Here is a 19,888-nt window from a genome sequence, read left to right as displayed (position 1 = left end):
TATCCATAACCGGATCGAGCCAAACTACATTTTCATGGCCCCAATCAATCAAGGTATGGACCGCTCTGGCATTACCGGAGGCTCCAAGTCTTGAGAGAGAAGTGCTTCACTCCAGATTTCCCGCATACTGCTCGTCGGTGACCGGCTCCATCCAGATGACGTTCTCGCCGTCCTCGAGTTGCTGGATAGCGAAATGCGTAACCGCCGTGGTATCAGTCGCGCCGTGCCAGTGCCTCACGCCCGGTGGGGTCCAGACCACGTCGCCGGGTTGCATGACCTGCTTCCCTTCGCCTTCCTGCTGTACCCAGCCGGTACCACCGGTCACGATCAGGAACTGTCCGGCGGGATGGGTGTGCCAGTTCGAGCGCGCGCCGGGCAGGAAGATCACCTTGCCGGCGTTGGACTGGAAGGGCTCTTTGGCCGAGAAGACCGGCTCCACGTAGGCGGTGCCGGTGAAATATTCCTCCGAGCCGATCCTGCCTTCGCGGCTACCGTTCTCGAAAACCTGCATGTCTTGGGCAAAGGCGCTGCCGGCCAAGGTCAGGGACGCGATCACGATAGAGGCCTGGACTTTCATGGGGACTCTCCTTTGCTGATGTTGAAATAGGCCGCCGTGCACGGCCCCGAATTGGCGGCACTCAAGCCGCGTTCATGTCGATGACAAAGCGTTAGCGGACTTTCTTGTCAACGATAAGGTTCATTATTTCATCGATCTGATCTGATCGGATTAGCTCGATCCATGCCTTGAGAACGGGCTGATTAAAGGTGTTGCCGGAAAAAGGACGTGAGCTTGTCCCACGGGATGAGGCTCATGCGGTCGTACAGGTCAACGTGCCCGGCGCCTTCTACCCAGTAAAGCTCTTTCGGTTCCGCCGCCCGCTCATAGGCGTCCTCACTGAACTCCCGCGAATGGGCTTGGTCGCCGGCGATGAACAGCAAAGGGCGCGGAGAGATCGTCTCGATATCGTTGAACGGATAGAAGTTCATGAACCGGACTTCGCTGGTGAGCATGCGGTTTTGCGTCAGTTCCAGTGTCCGGCCTTCGGGGATGTGAATGCCACGCTCTGTGCGATAGAACTCCCAGAACTCACGTGTCACGGGGTCGGCGTTTTCATCCAGTTGTTCCGGGAGGTAATTCAGGAACTGGCCCTCGCCGGAGGTGAACTCGCTGTAGCGTTGTTCCGCTGCCGTTTCGATCAGCGCTTTGCGCTGCTCCAAGGTTTGCGAATGTTCCAGCCCATTGCGGGTGACCGCGCCCATGTCGTACATGCTTACGGTGGCAATGGCTTTCAGGCGGGGATCAATCTTGGCGGCACTGATGGCAAAGCCACCGCTGCCGCAGATGCCCAGCACGCCAATACGGTCACGATCAACGAAGGTCTGTGTACCCAGGTAATTCACCGCCGCGCTGAACGCATCGGCGTACATATCCGGCGCGACGAGGTTGCGAGGCTGCCCTTCGCTTTCGCCCCAGAAAGGCAAATCTATCGCCAGGGTGACAAAGCCCTGCTCTGCCAGTTTCTGGGCGTAGAGCATGGAGCTTTGCTCCTTCACCGCGCCCATCGGATGGCCAACGATAATGGCAGGGTTATGGTCACTCTTGTCCATGTCGTTTGGCACAACGAGGTTCCCGACGATCTCCATCTGGTACTGATTATCGAACCTGACCTTCTCGACAGTGACGCTATCGCTTTGGTAAAAATTGTCGGCATCCGCTGGCATGGCGTCTTCTCCCAGGGTTGAGGCTGAAACCGTCAACAGACCAACTAATAAAAGCAGTTTCTTCACAATCATTTCCTCTCGTTTCGTTAAATGAACGATCGCGCCGCACGTGAGGCTGCAAATGCCATCACCGACGCGATCAGCAGTAATGCAGCACTGGCGACAAATGTGGTTTGATAGCCGCCGCCATCAAAAAGAATGCCCCCGATGGTTGAGCCAAGCGCGATGGATAACTGAATAACCGCCACCATCAGGCCACCGCCGGCTTCGGCGCTTTCCGGAACTGATTTAGCGAGCCACGCCCACCAACCCACTGGTGCCGCAGTGGCCACCAGCCCCCAGAAACCCAGCATTACAAATGCCACGGCGACCGAGTCACCGAAGGCGATCAACACCAACGCGATGGCCGCCATTAACAGCGGAATAACAACCAGGGTTCGATACATGCCCCCTTTTAGGAATCTCCCGATGAGCGTGGTGCCTACCAAACCGGCGATACCCAGCACAAACAAGATCGATGAAAGCGTCGGCACATCAACGTCAGTGACGGTTTCCAGGAAGGGGCGAACATAGGTGAACAGTGCGAACTGGCCCATGAAGAATATACCGACAGCCAGCATGCCCAGAAGAACCAATGGATTCTTCAACAGCGTAAATATGTTGCCAGCACCGTTCTCACGTTTAGCGCCCTTCATGGATGGCAGACTGATCCACTGCCAGACAAAGGCAATCAGCGCCACTGGAATCAGGCAAAAGAACGCCCCACGCCAGCCGATGACCCCGCCCAGATAGCTTCCCAGCGGAGCCGCCACTACAACGGCGAGCGCATTGCCGCCGTTAAAGATTGCAAGCGCCTTCGGTACACTGTCAGATGGCACCAGTCGCATGGCTACTGCCGCCGACATGGACCAGAAGCCGCCCACAACCACACCAATCAGCGCCCGACCGATCATGTACATCGTATAGCTGGTCGCCAGCCCAACGATCAGCCCGGACACGCTCATCAGCGCCGTCAGCCCAAGCAGCAGGGTCTTCCGGTCCATGTCACCGACGAGCCTGGAAATCGAAAGGCTGGTAAAGACCGCAAAGGCCCCGGAGATGGCAATACCATAGCCTGCCAGACCCTCGGTGACGCGGAGTTCGCCGGCAATTGGCGTCAGCAGGCTAACCGGCATGAATTCGGAGGCGATCAACGCAAATACGCAGAGGGTCATCGCAAAAACGCCGCTCCAATAAGCGGGCTGAGCCTGGGTCTCATACTGGACGAGGCTTTCGCTATCGAGTTTGTCAAAGGCTTGTGTGCTCAAAACCGTCTTCCCTCAAGCAGTCAATGGTGCAGGTCAATCTCGGAGGACCTATTCTTAGCCAACAAATGTTGACACGGAGCTGCCGTTTTGATTAGTGGGTAGAATGTTTATGAACTTGTGAGAAAAATTCAGTAATGACACATCCGAAAGTTGACGACCTACAGGCTTTTCTCGCCATTGCGCAAGACCAGAGCTTTACCAAAGCGGCCGCCAGGATCGGCATTACGCCGTCCGCGCTGAGCCACCGGATGAAAGCACTGGAGGAACGGCTGGGACTGCGATTACTGACACGGACGACCCGGAATGTCGCGCCAACGGAAGCGGGCGAGCGGCTGATACAGTCTCTCACGCCACTCTTCGATCAGATTGCCATGGAGGTGGAGGCACTGGGCGAACTGCGTGACAAGCCGGCGGGGACCATCCGTATCTCCTGCACGGATGACCAGATTGAGCTGTGCCTGCGGCCCAGACTGGCGGAGTTCCTGGAAAACTATCCAGACGTCACCATCGAGCTTTACGTGGACTACGGGTTTACCAACGTGGTGAGAGAACGGTTCGATGCCGGCATACGTCTGGGCGAGGCGATCAGTCAGGACATGATAGCCATTCCTCTCGGCCCGGATATGCGTTTGGTGGTGGTGGGTTCACCGGATTATTTCAAGCGATATTCCGAACCCGAAACGCCCTATGACCTGACAAATCATGCCTGTGTGGACATTCGCCACAGACCCGATGGCGCGATTTACGCGTGGGAATTTGCAAAGGACGGCAAGGAGTTCACCGTAAAGGGTCAGGGGCAGCTTGTCTTCAACAGCACTGTCCACGTACTCAATGCAGCGGTGGAAGGGATTGGTCTGGCTTACGTTCCCGAGGATCTGGCCGAACCCTACCTGGCCGATGGCAGACTCAGGAAAGTACTGACGGATTGGTCTCCATATTTCTCTGGGTTTCACCTGTATTACCCTAACAGGCGACAGTCCTCACCCGCCTTTTCGGCGTTTGTTGAGGCTTTCAAATACAAGGGCTAGGTGAACGGTGCGAGACTAGGTCAAATCGATACTGCGCACGCTTCTAAGAGAAGCGCGCTGAGCCTGAGCCAAGCCGGGAAGTACTAGCGAGCAACGGCCTCCATTCGCAGTCGGGATTAGGTGAGTCCCCGTCTCCGGCTTTCTCGGAGCACTGAAAGGATTGGAGTGCTATTTATTCTTGAGTTCATGAGATGCCGAAAAATTAGTGATATGAACCACCTTGGTGAACCAATAACACCCAAGAATCGTGAAAGCTGGGGTTATTATTCAAGGCGAAACTCATGAACAGAGACACCGCGCATAAGTTAAATGTCATTGGAATTTTCTTGGTGATTTTCGGAAGTATTGGCCTGATCCAGAACTTACGATTCTTAATGACTTTCCGAAAAATCAACAAGATGTCCTCTGATAAACCGTCTGCAAAAACTGTTATCAATGAGCATTTTCTTGGGCTCTTCGCTTTCTCGCTGGGCATATTTGCATTGGGTATTTATTTGATTCAAAGGTAAAGAAACATGGCGATATTGGGTGTGATTTTGATAGTTGTAGGTCTTAGTGCCGGGGTTCAGTCATTTCGTGTGCAAGGTACATTAAACGAAATATTGAAGGCTGGTCGAGATCCAAACTCGTTAACATCCACTTTGTGGACGCAGCGGATAATTAGCATTTTTTGTTTGGGTGCTGGCTTATACATATTGTTGTAGCTAAGAAGACTAAACACAGCGACAGCTTTTCCGTTGCGGCTTCGCCTTCACTACAAAGCTGAGCGTGCTGGCGTCATTATGCCCTATATATTGGTGATTGAATTAATATGAACAGGTCCGATGTAGACGAGATTCTTACTCAGTTATACCTGAGGTTGAACGGGTATTTTACGACTGGATTCATTGCTCATTCTCCCGAGTGGGGACAGGCAAGAACTGAGGTAGACTGCCTTGCCGTTCGCCACCCATACTATTCAGAGCCAGAACGACAGATTGAGCCTTCCGAATTCCTAGGTATGAAACAGGGTGAAACAGACCTGATTTTATGCGAAGTAAAGAGTGAAACTGATGCAATTGGCTTCAATAGGGCTTTAAAAGAAGACCCATCGACATTGTTTTCCATATTGCGAAGATCTGGTTTATTCCCAGAAGAACGACTGAATGATGTCATAGATCGGTTCCTCCCATTACTGCAAGATGAAGTGAAGCAAAATTGTGCAAAGACAGGGATAGTGGAAGCTAATGTGAGAATCCGTCCGCTTGTTTGCTGCCCACCTGCTTCGGCTCAGACCTCACAGCGCTGGTGCCTACATGGGGACGAGATATTTCAATTTCTTTTCAAGTGCTTCAACCCAGTTGAACGCAGGGATAGCTGTTCTACCCGGTACAACTTTCAACAATGGGGGTACCCATTTGAGCCGGTCGTGCGCTACATCAAGGAGACTCATACTGAAGCCACTCTTAAAGGTCTATATGAGAGGTTTGGGGTCGCATAATAAAGCGCTGCATTCGGATTAATTCTCCACTACGCTCCAAAATTATCGATTAGTGTAACGGTAAATCGGTTTTAACTAAAAGATCGCCTCTGGCCGAAATAGGAATGCTCTTTCATAATTGCTATTAACCCAAAACGAACATTACAGCAGCGGGAACAGACTCATTCGTCGTTGTAATGCAGCAATCATGCTGATTGCGTTATGTTGTCGTATATACTCAGGCCCAGCAGCGGCGATGCTATCTTCATTGATGAGTGTAAAAAAGCTAAGACCCACTCAAGTAAATCGTTAGCATCTCTATCCGAATTAAGCATATCCGCCTTGGCGAATATGATCTAGGTAAGCGATTACCTCGTGAGTCCTCCCTTTAGAGACTAGTTGCTGAGCTGTCTGTCCACCGAGGGCAGAAATGGGGTGTGTTTTATACCATGCCCAGGCGGAGGATCGAGAGCCTGCCCAAGGTTCGATCTGATCCAATATAGCTTGAATCAACTTTTCTCGGTCTTGCCTTTCGATCTGACGATCACGGTAGCGGGCCCATACAAGGCCGGCTCCAAACAAGAGGAGAGCGGCGAAAAGAATGCCGAGAGGGAGAAGTATAGCCAAAGCATCAGGCGATAAAAATGGCATATATAGGTACTCCTTCGATGTTTAGGGTTCGCCTTGTGACTAGTATCGTTAAGATAAAAATCTTCCGAAACGATGGTGATTATATTTAAGACCGCCTGGTTTAGATAAAGACTTCCAGCGCGACCATAGTTGGATGCTCTAAGCCACTCGTCGCGGTTACCTATAAAATTTACCATATTCACACAACTGTGTGGTTTCAGACGGCACTGATCAAGTCGCCTATTACTGCTCTGGCTCTTGGTCGTTTTTATATCAGCTCCTTTTGGCCGAATTGGCTATCGCTTTCGGACAAAAGCAGCCTCCCAATTGTGTTTATTACACTAAGGGTGATCAGGATGTCCTAGGTTTTTTCGAAGGGAACCCGACTACTTTCTCGTTCTCCACAATTACTCTCAGACGCTGGTTTTCAGCGACGAGTGAGGCCATTTCAGAAGCCATATCTTGGTTTAGTTCGCGGGTATGAATATAGTCCTGTCTGAGAGCGGTGTACTTGGCTCTCAGCTCCTTGATTTCGATATTCTTTTCATCCCGTTGTGCCCGGACAGCCTTATTTCCGGCTTCCCTGATACGCTCTGCGAGATTAGGGTGATTGTTATGAATGGTTGCTCTGCTGACCCCTGCTTCTTCTGCCACAGCCTGGATGCTGAGCTTGCGACCCGGCTTTACTACCTTTGGGCGGCCTTTCTCTATCCGCACAATGGCCTGGCGTATGGCCTTTGCCGTCAATTCGCCCCGCGTAGGCGGTTGGGAAGTATCTTCAGGTTGCGACATCAGCCAGATCCTCTTCAGTTGCCCCAAGACCCTTTAGGACCGACTCGCAGCGCTTAATGTCACGCTCGACCCGCTCAGTTCCTCCAGGTCCAATGTCTATGAGGTCGCGCATTTCAATCTGCTGGATATAAATATCCTGCCATACAGATTTGCGTGAGTCATCGATGACCGCATTGCCACAGTCAGCACAACGCGTTTTTTCGACGGCCTGCCCGCCGTTACAGCCTCCGGTATCGGCGGTACACCATGCGACTCCAGTAGCCCGCAGATGAACTAAGGGGCTGATCGTTTTGGCCATCTCGGCACGGTCCCCCTTAGTGACCAACGCTTCGTTTTTTGTGCGGAAGGCTCGGATTGGGTCAGCAGCTCCCCCCGTCAAAATTGCGTCGGGCTCCAGCCAGTGCTCCAGAAGATCGGTCTTGATGCTCAGTGCAGCCAGACCCACGCTGTCGTAAAGCTCGGCATCTTGCAGCCGGGACATAGCGTACAGCGTGGTCATGTCTAGCGACCAGTGCTTGAAATGGTCCCGCAGGTAGCGAAGGTCGCCAAAGGCGCTGTGAGCCGCGTAGACCGCGAAAGTGCGCCGGAACTGATGCGACGCAAAGCGCCAGTCCAGTCCACACTGGGCAGCAAACATATTTAGGCGTTTAGTGATCGAATGGCTTGAATGCGTTCTAATCCGGTTTCCCTTATTCGTTGAGACCGCGAGGAATAAACGATGAGAATGCCACCTCACTCTGACGATATCGGGGTGCTCCGGGTTGTCGGTTTGGAGGTCGAAAATACTTTGCTCCAGTCGGGCTTGCAGCGGATGCACAAGGCGCTCAGCTACTGCAAGGGCGCGGTGAGTAATCTCTGCCACAAGCCACTCACAGGTTCCTGCTCCCGTCTTGTAAGAGGTTCCACGCATCCAGTGAAAGGGGTCACCCTGTTCATCCAGCGTTTTGACCGCGCACTCATTTTCCAGTGAGCACAGTTCGGATACGCGGATACCACTTGTGATCAAGATGATGCACATGCACGCCGTTTGCAGGTGTTGCTCTGCTGTGCGCATGCCGCCTAACGTCCAGCCGATTTTTTTTAAGCTCGGTCCGATGAACACCCAGCTCTTCCCCTCTGACTTCCAGCCTTCCACCTGAGTGCGGAGATTGATGATTTCATCGGCTTTGTCCAGCCATTCAACCGCCGACTGGAACAGCGGCCCCAGGATGTCATCCGGGATGATTTCGGTCCTAGCCTCTTGGAGTCGAGAGGAGGCTTGCCCCGTCACCCCTGACAGATGGCTAGCAGACGATTCCGGCCAGGGATGCCGCATAGAATCACCAGACTTCTGACTTAGGATATGGAGCGTTTCTACAGCGCCGAAACGGCTAGACAGCGTTGCACCTGAAAGGGGCCGCCCTTTTCGGCCCTTCAGCCCTTTGCAGAATTCCACATATTGGTGTCCGATCAGCGGCGATACGTCGCTCAGACTGGCTATACGCTGGTCGTGAAGCCAGGTCAGGAAAGATGTCGTATTCATAAAGAACAGGCATATCGTGCCACCTTTGGGGCGGCTGCGGCCTTCAATACCGCTGAGGATGTAATGTGCCGTGCAGGCTCGCAGTATTTCCCGAAACGGCACAGGCACATTTAAGAAATTGAGCTTCTTAAAGTGATCTCTTTTTCCCGCAGGGAAAAGGCTGTCGGGCAGAGTCCAGACATCATCGCCAAAGCGACTCAGAACGTGGTAGGAGCCGTCTTCCAAACGCATGCCAGTGATGATAGCGTTTGGGTCGATCGTCCCTGCATGGGCGGCATGGAGGGCTTTGAATTGTTCTGCACGGAATTCGGCTTCGTTCACGCTAAGCCCTCCAGCCGTTCTGGATCGCGCCAAAAGGGGTGCGGATCGACCTTCGACCGCTGCCTTTGAATGCTCACCAGTTCGGCATCAAATTGAGGAGTGATCTCCTGGTCGATGATCCTGATGATGTGGCCGTAAACTCGTTTCCACGCGCTGGCCCCCATTTTTTGACGCATCTGGATCAGCACCCAGTAGAGGCTGAAGACACGGTACAGATCATCACCCGTCACAACGAATGACCGGCAGCGAAAGCAAGTAAGAAACTTTTGGCAGTGCTCGCCATTTTTGGGCGCACGCTCACCGTTCAGGGTGTCCCGACAACGGGCTACCGGCGTGTTTTCCGCTGGCAGGGCCTCGACCTTGCTATGGTTCAGCAGTTCTTCGGTCCGGGCCTCACCCATGAGACGCCAGTCTTTTTCGGCGCTTTCCGGGGCCTCCAGATAATGGTTGTTGGACACCTTTGGGGTGTGGCCGCCAAGTCTTGCGGTCAGGAACGGATCCTGGCCGGAAAGGGTGAATAGCCGGTTCTCAAACGTCTTGCGAAGACGCATGAAGTTGAGCTTCAGAGGCTTGCCGTCGGCATCGGTTATCTGATGTCGGTCAAGAAATGCCTTAATGCCGTAGGTGAGAGTGGAGCGTGTCAGACGGCTCATTTCTCCGGCGCTTTTAACGGATCTACTCTCGTAGACAAACAGCAACCCCGGGTAGTTACTCGCTTGTCGTTGTGCGGCATTGCGATCGCGCACGAGATCAATGATGCGGGCCACATCAGGGAGCGCTGAAACCATTGATGTAACGTCAGCTGCACGGCGCAGGCTCTGGATGTGCGTAGCGTTGCCACGACGCTTGAAGCTGACTAGCACGTATCGGTCAGCCTTGATGGGATGAGGTTGAAGACAGTCGATTAGGAGTTCCTGTGCGGGGGTGGGGTTGATACCCGTTCGCGCAGCAATGGCCAGCAGACAGACGACAAGTTCATCAGAGGTTAGCGGCCCACTTTTTTTGATGATTGTCCTCATATCAGCTTTCAGCGCCTGCATAGCGCTGCGGCGCTCTGGTTCACTCAGGGGGGACTGACCCTTCATTGATCGGTTGGAATTCGGAAAGGGATTGCGTGGGAAAATGTCTTTGGCAATCCAGCCTGATTGCTCCATCGCGACCAATACCGACTTAGCGGCCTGGTATCGAGATTTTTGGGTCGCGAAGATGGCCTGCGATTGACGCAAATGAGCAATGAAGTGGTCGATAAACTGCCGGTCAATATCATCCAGTCGCAGCTTGCGTCCCAGCGCGGAGGCCATCGTTGCACAAAACGGCAGAAAAGCTGCCAGCCCGTTTTGGTAATAGCTGGTGATAGTACTCGCGCTAAGTGTTTTCCCGCCGCTTTCGGCGCAATCCCTGGCCATGTACTCCAATGCCCGTTGTGTGGCATAGACCACAGCATCGCAGCTGTTCCCGTAGTGCTTGGCGAAATTTAGGTTGCGTAAACTACCCGCATGCTCGGGCAAATACACAGCCATCTTGGTTGGAGGCAGGCTCGTGAGATCCAGCGTTGCGTCACTGGCGGCTTTGCCAGGGCGTGAGGCTGTTGAATGAAGTTTTTTTCTAGGCATCGACAATTTCTCTACTGATCAGATCGATTTCGCTTTGGTAGTTGCTCATCAGCGCATCCTCAAGCTCTGAGAGACAGTGCAGGTATTTTTCGGTGGTTGTGACCGAGGCATGGCCCAAGCGGTCGCGCACGTACAGCAAGGCATGGGTCTGGGCCTTAGATTGCATCATTGCGTACAGCGTGTGTGTGGCGTAGGTATGGCGCAGAATATGTACGTTGATGTAAGGAATTCCAGCATCAGTCCCAGCCTTCTTTACAATGCCCAGAAAGGCTGCCCCGTCGTTCGCGTAGGGTTGGCCGGATTCCGTCAAGAACAAAGCGGACTGGTGCTGGCCCGAAATGCTTTCATGCTGATGGCGACGATCCAGAACGTATTGCCAGAGAGCTTCCATGACAGTGCGGGGTACATCGACCCCTCTGGGCTGATTGCCCTTTATAGTCATGTCACGAGGATCAAGATTTACTCGGATGAATGAACGGTGCTTGGTGTAAGTCGCCGGATTGATTACGTACTTCAGCGGAAACGTTGCCAGCTCCTCACGGCGAAGCCCTGTCGTGAGCGCTAATCGGACGATCAGTTTGTGCGTTGGGTTGGTGATAACACTTAGGAGATCAACTGACTGATGCTTGCTCAGCACCCGAATTACGGTTCGTGGCGTCTTAAGCATGATGTCTGGAGCGGTATGCTTCCCACTACTCGCATCGACGTGGGCCAGGAAACCTTTCGGTTGCCTCACCGTAACCGTTTCCATGGCATACGGAACAGCCGTCACCCATCCACAGTTGGCGGCATACCGATAGAATGCGCAGAGAAGTCTTAGCCGGGCATTCACAGTTGCGGCGGCAAGGCTTCCACCCTCGGGTCTTAGGTTCCAGTCCCGGAACTCCGCCAGTATCGTAGCTTCTCGATCATTGCCCACATCACGCCAGTCAATGTCATTTACCTCACACCAGCCAAAGAACTGATATAACGCTTTCCCGTAGGTTATCCACGACTTCCTAGATTGAACCCTGCCACGCTTGATCAGGTGCGCTATACAAAAGTCCAGCGCTTCTTCAACAACCCTCCCCTCGTCGGAAATAAGGATTGGAAAGCCTGTGTAGCTTAAGCCGTTGAGTTTGAACTTGCTGTTGCTGAAGAAGAGGTCCATGTTTAGACTCTAACAGCATGTATCACTTTGGCAAGTGGGAATCATATTATTGTGTTCCCAATGGACTAAGGTGCAGAAGTGCTCCCAAAGCATGCACCACACCAGGGAAAACGGTCAATTGACTAAAGGTCCTCAAGCGCCATGCGGCTGGACACAGCGCCCCTGCACAGTTACGATACACACCCACAAGCGCCCGTAGCTCAGTTGGATAGAGTATCGGCCTCCGAAGCCGAGGGTCGCAGGTTCAAATCCTGCCGGGCGCGCCATAATTTCAAGGGCTTACGTTAACGCGTAGGCCCTTTTTTTGTGTGTGTGCCCAAATGGTGCCCATCTTGTGCCCGCTATGTTCAGTCCTCACAATTAAGCTTATCTTTTATGAATGACTTTCGGCCTTTCAAGGGCACAATGATGGGCACTCCATAATTATTAGGCAATGCCCATCCACTCAGCTAGCTGCTGATTGGCCTTTAATCGTTGGCGTTGCAGTAGAGCGCTATCAAACAGCATATCCAGAGTGGCAGATGAGGTGGCAAGAGGAAGCGCAACGGCAGCTTCGTCACGAAACTGCTGACGAACTATCTTGTCATCGTCTAGGTAGTGCCACCAGTGCAAAATATCTTGCTTGGCTTTCTGCATAACTCCCGCGGAAGGCAAGAGATCGGACTTTGCATGATTGGCTTTTTCAGTGGCAGGTAACAAATTCCACAGATCGTTATTGTTCCAACGCGACCAAGGAAAGCAATGATCTACTGCATAAGTCCAACGGTGTAAATCTTTCTGGGACCAAACACAGGGAAGCGGCGAGGGGTCTTTCAGGCGCTGACTCACCAGTTGGCGAACCTGCTGTGTATTCCGGCGACTTTCCTGCCACTGTAAGGCTTGATGTAGTTTGCCGATATCGTAAGACGCGTCGTAGCGCTGCATAAGTTGCACCCACTCATGCACTATCGCTGGCTCCAGCCAGCAGGCATAGCGGCTCATCGAGTCCCACAGCGAGGTAGGAATACGAAATTTTCCAAAAGAAGCCAGCGTAGCGCTATCGAGTCGAACGGCCTGCTCGCGAATACGTATCCCTTGATAACTACCGTCAAACATGGGGCGAAGGCTGCCGGGCCAGGTAGTAAAGTGGGCAGGCATCTTGAGAATCGTCTGACAAGCATCACGAATGGCGCGCATAACCGTGGCAGCGGCGTTAGGATCGTAAAAAGGTGACCCAATACGCAAATCGTGGGGGGAGACCTGCTTAAGACGATAAAAGTCGTCTTTAGCAAACCCGTAGCCTTTAATGCCGGGTGCTTGACGTAATTGATGTTCTATTAACAAAGGACGGTAAAGCTTAAGCCAAAAAAGGCCTACCGCACCTAGTGGTACCGTAACCCACTCTTCTGTGCGTGAGATCACAATTCCTGGTGCACTGTCAGCTAAGCGCGTCAACGTGCGAAGTAATCCAAGTTTATAAGAAGATGCCTTGTCGTCGTTGACGATAATATGGCGAAGAGAGGGCAGGGCACCGGTGCCATCATCAGGCAATTTAAAAACTCGCAAATGCCAGGCAACAGCTTTGCGGCCAAGTTGATCGCTATTCAAGCTTGCCTGCATTGGCAGCAATGCCAAGTCTTGTGCCCAGCTATCTAATTCAGCCACGTTAACCGGTTGAAACTGACGTTCATCGCTATTCGGGCCTTCGCGGCAGGTAATCACCAGAAGTCCACCGGGCGCCAATAGTGAACAAATCACACGCAAAGCACGTTGCTGTTCAATAGGGGATAAATGCATCCATACCGCTGATACCAGAATTAGTTGAAAGCGCTGTGAAAGCTGGCGGACGCAATTTAAGGCAGGCAAAGTATCGTCAATCCAACTGACATCCCGTTCGTGCGTATGCCTTTGCCCTAGCGTTCTCAGCTTTACCGCTGGCTCTACCGCCATCACCTGCCAACCCCGCTCCGCAAGTGCCTTAGCATCGCGCCCGCTTCCAGCGCCAATATCTAGTGCTAAACCTGCCTGCTCAGGAAGTTGATGCAGCCATTCACCATGGGCATGTTCAAAGCCCAGCGACTGGTACTGGTCAAACAATCGATGAGCGTGGTCGTCGTAGAAACGCATTGACGCTATGAATGGATGGTTATTCGCCATGCCAAATCCTTAGGAAGCAGCCACGGGATAGCACTTAACCTTACCAGTTTTGTGCACCTCAGGGGTGAGTGAGATGCTGGGCACTTCAGCTATCGGCCAATAGAAGACTTTCAGATATTTCGCATATATGCCGAAATATTATATTAAATCAGATAACCCACCGATCACTATCTCATCTAATTCTGTAAACGGTTTCCCATCAATGTAGCGACGCTGATGGCAAAAGCCCCTAACGCTCAGGAGAGCGCTAGGGGCCACTACCTTAGAGAACCTTATTCAGCTCCCCATAGTCCCCTCCAACACGCAAGACCACGGTCACGTCGTTGTCATTGCGGTTACGGAAGAACCAGCCGTGATTGCCGGTGAAAGCAGCTTCCAGCTCTCCCTCATCTTCGGGAACTCCACGCCCCTTCTCGTAGCTGATGGAGTTCCCATTGCCATCGCCGTGCGTGTCAAAATTAAGTGGCCCGCCGTCGGACGCCCAAGCGAATGTCGCAACAGCGCCTTCTTCCATGGTTAGCTTATACTCGGTACCCTCGCCCGGTGTGAGGGTGAAGCTCACTTCATCGCCCCATGTGGCAGCTTCTTCAGTTGCCTGGGAGGCTACCTCCCCAGCGGCCAAAGCGTCAGCAAGCGCTACGCTAGCCTCGGGCTGCACCATCTCTTGGTCAGGTACCGAGGAGGCTACTTGCTCCGGCTCTACGTCAGAAGCCTGTTGAGCAGCAGTATTTGCAGCCGTGGGCTGGTTATCACTTGCTGATTCTTGGGGTGTGCTGCTTTGTGATGCCTGCATGGCAGCGGCCTCGTCATTAGCCTGGTCAAGCTCGGCTTCCTCAGCCAGCTGGGTTTTGATTTCTCCCATCTCAGTCAGCCCCAACAAGCGTCCAGCGCCGGTAGGGTCAATGGCATACTCAGCAGGCAGCACTACGGTGATCAGCAAAGCGACGGCAATGACGACTGCCATCAACGTAGAGCGAAGTAACTTACCCGTTGACGGCAGTTCGGCACGGGTTGGAAGATCAGTGTTATACATTAGGGACTCCCTCAATTAGGCAATGAAATAGCCGGTCAGTTGATAACCCACCAGCATAAAACCAGCACACATCATGGCGACGTTGGCGGTATACGCGTGGCGTAAGAAGCCCGTCGTGCGTCGCCAGAAGCCCATCACAATGAGAATGGCGCTCAATGCCAGTAACTGGCCGATCTCTACGCCTACGTTGAATGCCAGGAGGTTAGGGACGAGACCATCGGACGAGATATCGTACTCAATGATCTTGCTCGACAGGCCAAAGCCATGAAACAGACCGAACACCAACGTGGCGACCTTGGTGTTGGGCTGAAAGCCGAACCAGCGCTGATACGCACCGATGTTATCGAGCGCCTTGTAGACAACGGAGAGTCCGATGATGGCGTCGATCAGATAGCTATTGATGCCGATATTGAAGTACACCCCTAACAGCATGGTCGTCGAGTGACCGATGGCAAAGAGGCTGACGTAAATAGCGATATGCTGCATTCGGTAGAGGAAAAAGATAACCCCTAGCAAAAACAGAATGTGGTCATACCCCGTTACCATGTGCTTGGCACCGAGATACATAAACGAGATCAGATGAACGCCATAGATCTCTTGGATATAGCCCTTGTCACCTTCAGCAACTGCGTGAGCAAGTACCTCACCACTGGCGCCCAGTAGCATTAACAGCAGGGTTAGAAAGGCTAAGGCGTGGCGTCGGGCCATCATAGGCAAGCCGAGCGCACCCCTTACTTGGGATGGAAACATGCAACCTCCACGGGTCTGTCATTAGTCTTGGCCATCGGATGGATGGCCCCAGTCATCAAGCGACGACTGGCCGTGGAGGCCGCTCCAAGCGGTAGACACGACGCAGGGGAAAAGCGCGTCGTTCGCCTAGCCGCAGGGCATGACGGACGCTGGGTGCCAGGGCAATGCTCGCCCCCAACCGATCCGCTTGTTCGTGGAAGTGACTGCCGCTCTCATGAGGGAGCTGGCGACCGTCTTCATGCATGTGGCCATGGGTATGCCCATGGCCGCTTAGATCACTCTTGTGGTCAAGCGATGCAACGCTCGCCATGCTCGCCGCCCCATGGGCTTGTGCCTCGCCGAGGCTGGAAATGACCAGGCTAGGCAAGAAAACTAGTAAAAACATCAGATAGCCAAGACGGTGGCGAAGCCGATGGAGCATGGAAAAAACAACCAGAGTGAAAGTGACATTCGAACAATACATGCTGCTTTAACGCGAGCGTTGGCAGCATGATACCAATAGATTAACATCCCCCCTAGGGGGATAGAAACAATGAAAAGGAAAAGAACATGACACCGCATACCCACCAGTCGCATCCGGATATCATCAAGCGACTCAATCGCGCTCGCGGCCATTTGCAGAGCGTGACGCACATGATGGAAGAGGGTCGTCACTGCCTCGACATCGCGCAGCAGCTCCACGCGGTCGAGAAAGCTGTCCAGCAGGCTAAGCGCGTATTGATCCATGACCATATTGAGCACTGTCTGGATGACACTCTTAGCCCGCTCTCACCGGAACAGCAACACCATGTCGACGATTTCAAAGCGATTGCGCGTTATCTGTGAGGAGCTACCGCCAGGCCAGTACTTTGGTCTTCCTGACAGGGCAATATCTCAACGGTGATGTGAACGAGAGAAGAACAATGGGCCTGGATGTGGCGTTTATAAGCCGTGGGCGACTCGGGTTCATGGGCCACGATGGAGACGATAGCAGCATAAATATTGGGGCCAATCGACCACACATGGAGATCACTCACACGGGCATCATCGTTCTCAACAGCCTGCTTGATGGCGTTTTCCATTGATTGATGCTGATGATCCAGCAGTACTGTCGATGTCTCTTTAAGCAATTGCCATGACCAGCGGGTGACCAAGATAGCGCCCACGATTCCCATGGCAGGATCCATCCAACCCCAACCTGCATATTTACCCGCCAGCAGCGCCACAATCGCGAGCACTGACGTCAATGCATCTGCCAGTACATGTAGATAAGCAGCACGACGATTATGATCATGATGATGGCTGTGGTCATGGTCATGGTCATGGTCATGACCGTGTCCATGATGGTGGTCATGGCCTGCCTCGCCTAATATCCAGGCAGAAATACCGTTGACCACCAAACCGATAAACGCGACAAAAATAGCGCCATTGAACGAGATCTCAACAGGTTCAATAAAGCGGCCCACGCTTTCTATCACCATGTACAGGGCGAACACGGCCAGCAGTATCGCGCCAGTAAACCCGCCCAGCGCGTTGACCTTCCCGGTGCCAAATGAGAACCGGTCACTCATGGCATGCTTACGGGCATAGGCATACGCGAAGGCGGCAATGCCCAGTGCCACCGCGTGAGAGCCCATGTGCAACCCGTCGGCCAGCAGCGCCATTGACCCGTAGATCACCCCAGCCGAGATTTCCCAAATCATCATGGCCAAGGTCAGCCCAACCACAATGAGCGTTCGGGACTCACCGGAGCGTTTATGGTTCTGGCCAAACGTATGATCGTGTTGCCATTGGTCAAGGCGATGGTGATGCATGACGGGCGTACCTAAGGAAAGAAGATCATATTCAGCGTATGCACTATCGAGCATTGCGACGCCACCTATCCCCCCTGGGGGGATAGGTGGGATACTAGTGGAGATCAGGTGGGTTCACAACCAAGCGTGTGAGAGTAAGCGCAGAGAACCATAAAAGAAGACGCTATCGAGACGGAAACGTCATCGGCGGGGACTGCTGGCTAAAAAACCACAAGAGACGCCAAGACACCAAGAAGCGCGCACCCTGCCAGCACTTTGAGCATGCCCACCTTGAAATGAAAAATCGCGATCATGGCGCCTGCCGCCAGTAACAGCGCCAGTAAATCGAGGGACGCTAAGTTCGGCGCTAAAAGACGCGCCCCCATCACGTGCCATTCGCCTACGTCAGCGAAGATAACGTGAACGCCAAACCAAATGGCTAGGTTGAGGATAACCCCGACGACCGCAGCGGTAATGGCGGACAGAGCAGCGCTTAGGGCGCGGTTGTCACGTAGACCCTCTACATAGGGGGCCCCTAAAAATATCCAAAGAAAACAAGGAACGAACGTTACCCACGTGGTCAGCAGCGCGGCGAGCGTTGCCGCCAACATGGGATCAAGGCCTGTGGCCTCACGATAAGCGCCCATAAACCCAACAAACTGCACGACTTGAATTAACGGGCCCGGTGTCGTCTCCGCCATGCCCAGGCCATCCAGCATCTCGCCCGGTGCCAGCCACCCATAGTTTTGCACCGCCTCTTGAGTGACGTAGCCCAATACCGCGTAGGCACCGCCAAAGGTCACCACCGCCATCTTGCTAAAGAAGAATGCGATCTGACTGAACACATTCTCGCTGCCAAATAGAACCAATAACAGCATCACTGGTGTTAGCCACAATAGGAGTAACGTGCCTGACATGCGAAGCGACCACTGGCGATTGGGGCGTGCATGGGCAGGCAGCCCTTCTCCCAGTAGGGAGTCTCGGTCGCTAAGCACTGACTCGTCGGCATCACCGTGGCCACCTCCTACCTGAAAGGCCGTCATGCCGCGCTTTCCTCCCCAATATCCGAGAAGAGCCGCGCCTAGAATAATCAGCGGAAACGCCACCTCAAAAAAGAAGATGGCGACAAACGCGGCAGCGGCGATGCCAAGCATTATCTGATTTTTCAGTGCCCGCTTGCCGATACGTACGACAGCGTTAAGTACCACGGCCAGAACCGCCGCTTTTAGGCCAAAGAAGAGTCCCTCAACGGCTCCCACATTGCCTAAGGCGGCATACAGGTAGCTCAGGGCCAGAATGGCGATGAAGCCAGGCAGCACAAAGAGGCTGCCCGCGACTAAACCACCTTTGGTACGATGCATCAGCCAACCGATATAGATAGCCAACTGCTGCGCTTCTGGCCCCGGCAGCATCATGCAATAGTTAAGCGCGTGCAGAAAACGGCGCTCGCCAATCCATTTTTTTTCTTCGACAAGGATGCGATGCATCACCGCTATCTGACCCGCTGGGCCGCCGAAGCTCAATAGTGCGATTCGTAACCAGACCCTAACGGCTTCACGGAACGGTACTTGATGGGGCGACTCAATAACGGGAGGCATGGCACACTCTCTAACGAGGTTAGGGTATTATTTTGTAGAATTTATAACAGTAAAGTTATACATACAACGTAAGAGGCGGTATGGCAGATAACAAACAACACTGGTTAATCCTGATCATGCGCCTCAGTGGGCGGTCAGGCACACCCCGTATGAGGATCTGGCGGGCACTTCGTGGTTTAGGTGCTGCGGTACTCAGAGATGGCGTCTACCTACTGCCTGCTAGCCCCTGGCGAAGAGAAGCGCTAGAGCAGCAAGTCAGCGCTATTCGAGAGCTGGGAGGTAACGCGCTGCTGCTTGAGGTAGAAGAATCAGCCATAGATAGCATCGATGTGTTGCCTTCGCTCTTTGATCGAACGCCAGATTTTCAGGCCTTACGGGCGGCAGTGGCTGACTGGCAGCAGGTATGCCCTCAGTTGGAGGAGCGAGACGCGCAGCGTCAATTAACCCAGCTGCAGCGACGTTTACAAGGCATTGGGGAGATTGATTTTTTTCCAGGATCAGAAAGCGAGCGCGCCATTATGGCCTTGGCAGAGGCGGAGGCCGTCTTTAATCGTTGCTTTGTGCCAGACGAACCCCAGCCGATCCAAGCCGAGATCCCACGGCTTGATCACGCTGCATTTCGTGGAAAACGGTGGGCTACGCGCCGACGCCCTTGGGTGGATCGGCTGGCATCGGCTTGGTTGATCAAGCGCTTTATTGATCCCGAGGCTCGCTTCGTGTGGCTTGAGCATCCAAACCAGTGTCCGCCAGACGCGCTGGGGTTTGATTTTGATGGAGCCCATTTTACCCATGTTGATGACAAGGTGACGTTTGAAGTGCTGCTCGCGAGTTTTAGCCTTGAGGCGCTGGCAGGTTTGAGCAGGATTGCGGAGCTAGTTCACTACTTGGATGTGGGGGGCACCCCCTTGCCGGAGGCCGTGGGGTTAAAACTTATGCTGGCCGGGGCTAAAGAGCGCTGTGACGACGATGATGCCCTGCTGCAACATACTGACATGTTGTTTGATGACCTTTACCAGGCGTATTTGGCGGGGGACCCAGACCGGAACACATGTTAG

General features: G+C 53.4%; 16 protein-coding genes and 1 tRNA gene. 4 read left to right on the top strand and 13 right to left on the bottom strand.

Annotated features, from left to right (window positions below; translation table 11 throughout):
* Positions 1–106: 106 nt before the first annotated feature.
* The 3 genes from HZU72_RS15270 to HZU72_RS15260 form a co-directional block, all read right to left on the bottom strand.
* A complete protein-coding gene (locus tag HZU72_RS15270) occupies positions 107–577 on the bottom strand; it encodes a (R)-mandelonitrile lyase (RefSeq protein WP_235976135.1) in 471 nt (156 codons plus the stop codon).
* A gap of 182 nt (positions 578–759) precedes the next feature.
* Entirely contained in the window at positions 760–1,794 is a 1,035-nt protein-coding gene (locus HZU72_RS15265; RefSeq protein ID WP_180093582.1) for an alpha/beta hydrolase, read from the bottom strand.
* A 14-nt stretch (positions 1,795–1,808) separates the two neighbouring features.
* Positions 1,809–3,029: an MFS transporter gene (locus HZU72_RS15260; RefSeq protein ID WP_235976134.1), complete on the bottom strand. Its 1,221-nt coding sequence runs from the start codon at positions 3,027–3,029 to the stop codon at positions 1,809–1,811.
* 134 nt (positions 3,030–3,163) lie between these two features.
* Here HZU72_RS15260 and HZU72_RS15255 point away from each other — a divergent pair, with 134 nt between their 5' ends.
* On the top strand, positions 3,164–4,057 hold the full coding sequence (locus HZU72_RS15255; protein WP_180093580.1) for a LysR family transcriptional regulator: 894 nt from the start codon (positions 3,164–3,166) through the stop codon (positions 4,055–4,057).
* 2,440 nt (positions 4,058–6,497) lie between these two features.
* Here the strand turns inward: HZU72_RS15255 and HZU72_RS15250 are convergent.
* Genes HZU72_RS15250 through HZU72_RS15235 form a run of 4 tightly spaced genes read right to left on the bottom strand, consistent with a single transcriptional unit; the run spans position 6,498 to position 11,544 of the window.
* On the bottom strand, positions 6,498–6,938 hold the full coding sequence (locus HZU72_RS15250; RefSeq protein ID WP_180093578.1) for a helix-turn-helix domain-containing protein: 441 nt from the start codon (positions 6,936–6,938) through the stop codon (positions 6,498–6,500).
* The gene (locus HZU72_RS24130) at positions 6,925–8,781 is read right to left on the bottom strand and encodes a tyrosine-type recombinase/integrase (protein ID WP_180093576.1); all 1,857 of its coding nucleotides are present in this window, start codon (positions 8,779–8,781) and stop codon (positions 6,925–6,927) included. The genes HZU72_RS15250 and HZU72_RS24130 overlap by 14 nt, the downstream gene beginning before the upstream one ends.
* Positions 8,778–10,394, bottom strand: a complete 1,617-nt coding sequence (locus HZU72_RS15240) for a site-specific integrase (protein WP_180093574.1) — start codon at positions 10,392–10,394, stop codon at positions 8,778–8,780. Before HZU72_RS15240 ends, HZU72_RS24130 begins: the two co-directional genes overlap by 4 nt.
* Positions 10,387–11,544, bottom strand: coding sequence for a tyrosine-type recombinase/integrase (locus HZU72_RS15235; protein WP_180093572.1), 1,158 nt, complete (start codon positions 11,542–11,544; stop codon positions 10,387–10,389). The genes HZU72_RS15240 and HZU72_RS15235 overlap by 8 nt, the downstream gene beginning before the upstream one ends.
* Before the next feature lie 189 nt (positions 11,545–11,733).
* On the opposite strand from HZU72_RS15235, the gene HZU72_RS15230 reads away from it, so the two are divergent.
* A tRNA-Arg gene (locus HZU72_RS15230) sits at positions 11,734–11,810 on the top strand.
* 160 nt (positions 11,811–11,970) lie between these two features.
* Here the strand turns inward: HZU72_RS15230 and HZU72_RS15225 are convergent.
* The 4 genes from HZU72_RS15225 to HZU72_RS15210 form a co-directional block, all read right to left on the bottom strand.
* A complete protein-coding gene (locus HZU72_RS15225) occupies positions 11,971–13,680 on the bottom strand; it encodes a class I SAM-dependent methyltransferase (protein ID WP_180093570.1) in 1,710 nt (569 codons plus the stop codon).
* Between the two features lie 262 nt (positions 13,681–13,942).
* On the bottom strand, positions 13,943–14,713 hold the full coding sequence (locus HZU72_RS15220; protein WP_180093568.1) for a hypothetical protein: 771 nt from the start codon (positions 14,711–14,713) through the stop codon (positions 13,943–13,945).
* A 15-nt stretch (positions 14,714–14,728) separates the two neighbouring features.
* A complete protein-coding gene (locus HZU72_RS15215) occupies positions 14,729–15,463 on the bottom strand; it encodes a HupE/UreJ family protein (protein WP_180093566.1) in 735 nt (244 codons plus the stop codon).
* 55 nt (positions 15,464–15,518) lie between these two features.
* Entirely contained in the window at positions 15,519–15,884 is a 366-nt protein-coding gene (locus tag HZU72_RS15210) for a hypothetical protein (RefSeq protein ID WP_180093564.1), read from the bottom strand.
* Between the two features lie 128 nt (positions 15,885–16,012).
* Between HZU72_RS15210 and HZU72_RS15205 the strand changes: the two genes are divergently transcribed.
* Positions 16,013–16,288 (top strand): metal-sensing transcriptional repressor, encoded by a 276-nt coding sequence (locus tag HZU72_RS15205; RefSeq protein WP_180093562.1) that lies wholly within the window; start codon positions 16,013–16,015, stop codon positions 16,286–16,288.
* Here HZU72_RS15205 and dmeF read toward each other — a convergent pair.
* Together dmeF and chrA are read right to left on the bottom strand one after the other, a co-directional pair.
* Complete coding sequence (gene dmeF, locus HZU72_RS15200) at positions 16,279–17,256, bottom strand: CDF family Co(II)/Ni(II) efflux transporter DmeF (RefSeq protein ID WP_180093555.1); 978 nt, start codon at positions 17,254–17,256, stop codon at positions 16,279–16,281. The two genes, HZU72_RS15205 and dmeF, sit on opposite strands and share 10 nt — an antisense overlap.
* Positions 17,257–17,456: 200 nt before the next feature.
* Positions 17,457–18,833 carry a chromate efflux transporter gene (chrA, locus tag HZU72_RS15195; RefSeq protein WP_180093546.1) on the bottom strand — a complete coding sequence of 459 codons (1,377 nt, stop codon included), beginning with the start codon at positions 18,831–18,833 and terminating at the stop codon, positions 17,457–17,459.
* An 80-nt stretch (positions 18,834–18,913) separates the two neighbouring features.
* On the opposite strand from chrA, the gene HZU72_RS15190 reads away from it, so the two are divergent.
* Positions 18,914–19,888 (top strand): chromate resistance protein ChrB domain-containing protein, encoded by a 975-nt coding sequence (locus HZU72_RS15190; protein WP_180093544.1) that lies wholly within the window; start codon positions 18,914–18,916, stop codon positions 19,886–19,888.

The sequence above is a fragment of the Vreelandella sedimenti genome (assembly GCF_013416325.1).
Lineage (GTDB): Bacteria > Pseudomonadota > Gammaproteobacteria > Pseudomonadales > Halomonadaceae > Vreelandella > Vreelandella sedimenti.
Note: the sequence above shows the minus strand (reverse complement) of the source record. Positions and strands in the feature narration are given on the sequence as shown.

Coding starts and splice junctions, on each gene's coding strand:
- HZU72_RS15270 (WP_235976135.1), bottom strand. CDS start 577: ATGAAAGTCCAGGCCTCTATCGTGATCGCGTCCCTGACCTTGGCCGGC.
- HZU72_RS15265 (WP_180093582.1), bottom strand. CDS start 1,794: ATGATTGTGAAGAAACTGCTTTTATTAGTTGGTCTGTTGACGGTTTCA.
- HZU72_RS15255 (WP_180093580.1), top strand. CDS start 3,164: ATGACACATCCGAAAGTTGACGACCTACAGGCTTTTCTCGCCATTGCG.
- HZU72_RS15250 (WP_180093578.1), bottom strand. CDS start 6,938: ATGTCGCAACCTGAAGATACTTCCCAACCGCCTACGCGGGGCGAATTG.
- HZU72_RS15240 (WP_180093574.1), bottom strand. CDS start 10,394: ATGCCTAGAAAAAAACTTCATTCAACAGCCTCACGCCCTGGCAAAGCC.
- HZU72_RS15235 (WP_180093572.1), bottom strand. CDS start 11,544: ATGGACCTCTTCTTCAGCAACAGCAAGTTCAAACTCAACGGCTTAAGC.
- HZU72_RS15225 (WP_180093570.1), bottom strand. CDS start 13,680: ATGGCGAATAACCATCCATTCATAGCGTCAATGCGTTTCTACGACGAC.
- HZU72_RS15220 (WP_180093568.1), bottom strand. CDS start 14,713: ATGTATAACACTGATCTTCCAACCCGTGCCGAACTGCCGTCAACGGGT.
- HZU72_RS15215 (WP_180093566.1), bottom strand. CDS start 15,463: ATGTTTCCATCCCAAGTAAGGGGTGCGCTCGGCTTGCCTATGATGGCC.
- HZU72_RS15210 (WP_180093564.1), bottom strand. CDS start 15,884: ATGCTCCATCGGCTTCGCCACCGTCTTGGCTATCTGATGTTTTTACTA.
- HZU72_RS15205 (WP_180093562.1), top strand. CDS start 16,013: ATGACACCGCATACCCACCAGTCGCATCCGGATATCATCAAGCGACTC.
- dmeF (WP_180093555.1), bottom strand. CDS start 17,256: ATGCATCACCATCGCCTTGACCAATGGCAACACGATCATACGTTTGGC.
- chrA (WP_180093546.1), bottom strand. CDS start 18,833: ATGCCTCCCGTTATTGAGTCGCCCCATCAAGTACCGTTCCGTGAAGCC.
- HZU72_RS15190 (WP_180093544.1), top strand. CDS start 18,914: ATGGCAGATAACAAACAACACTGGTTAATCCTGATCATGCGCCTCAGT.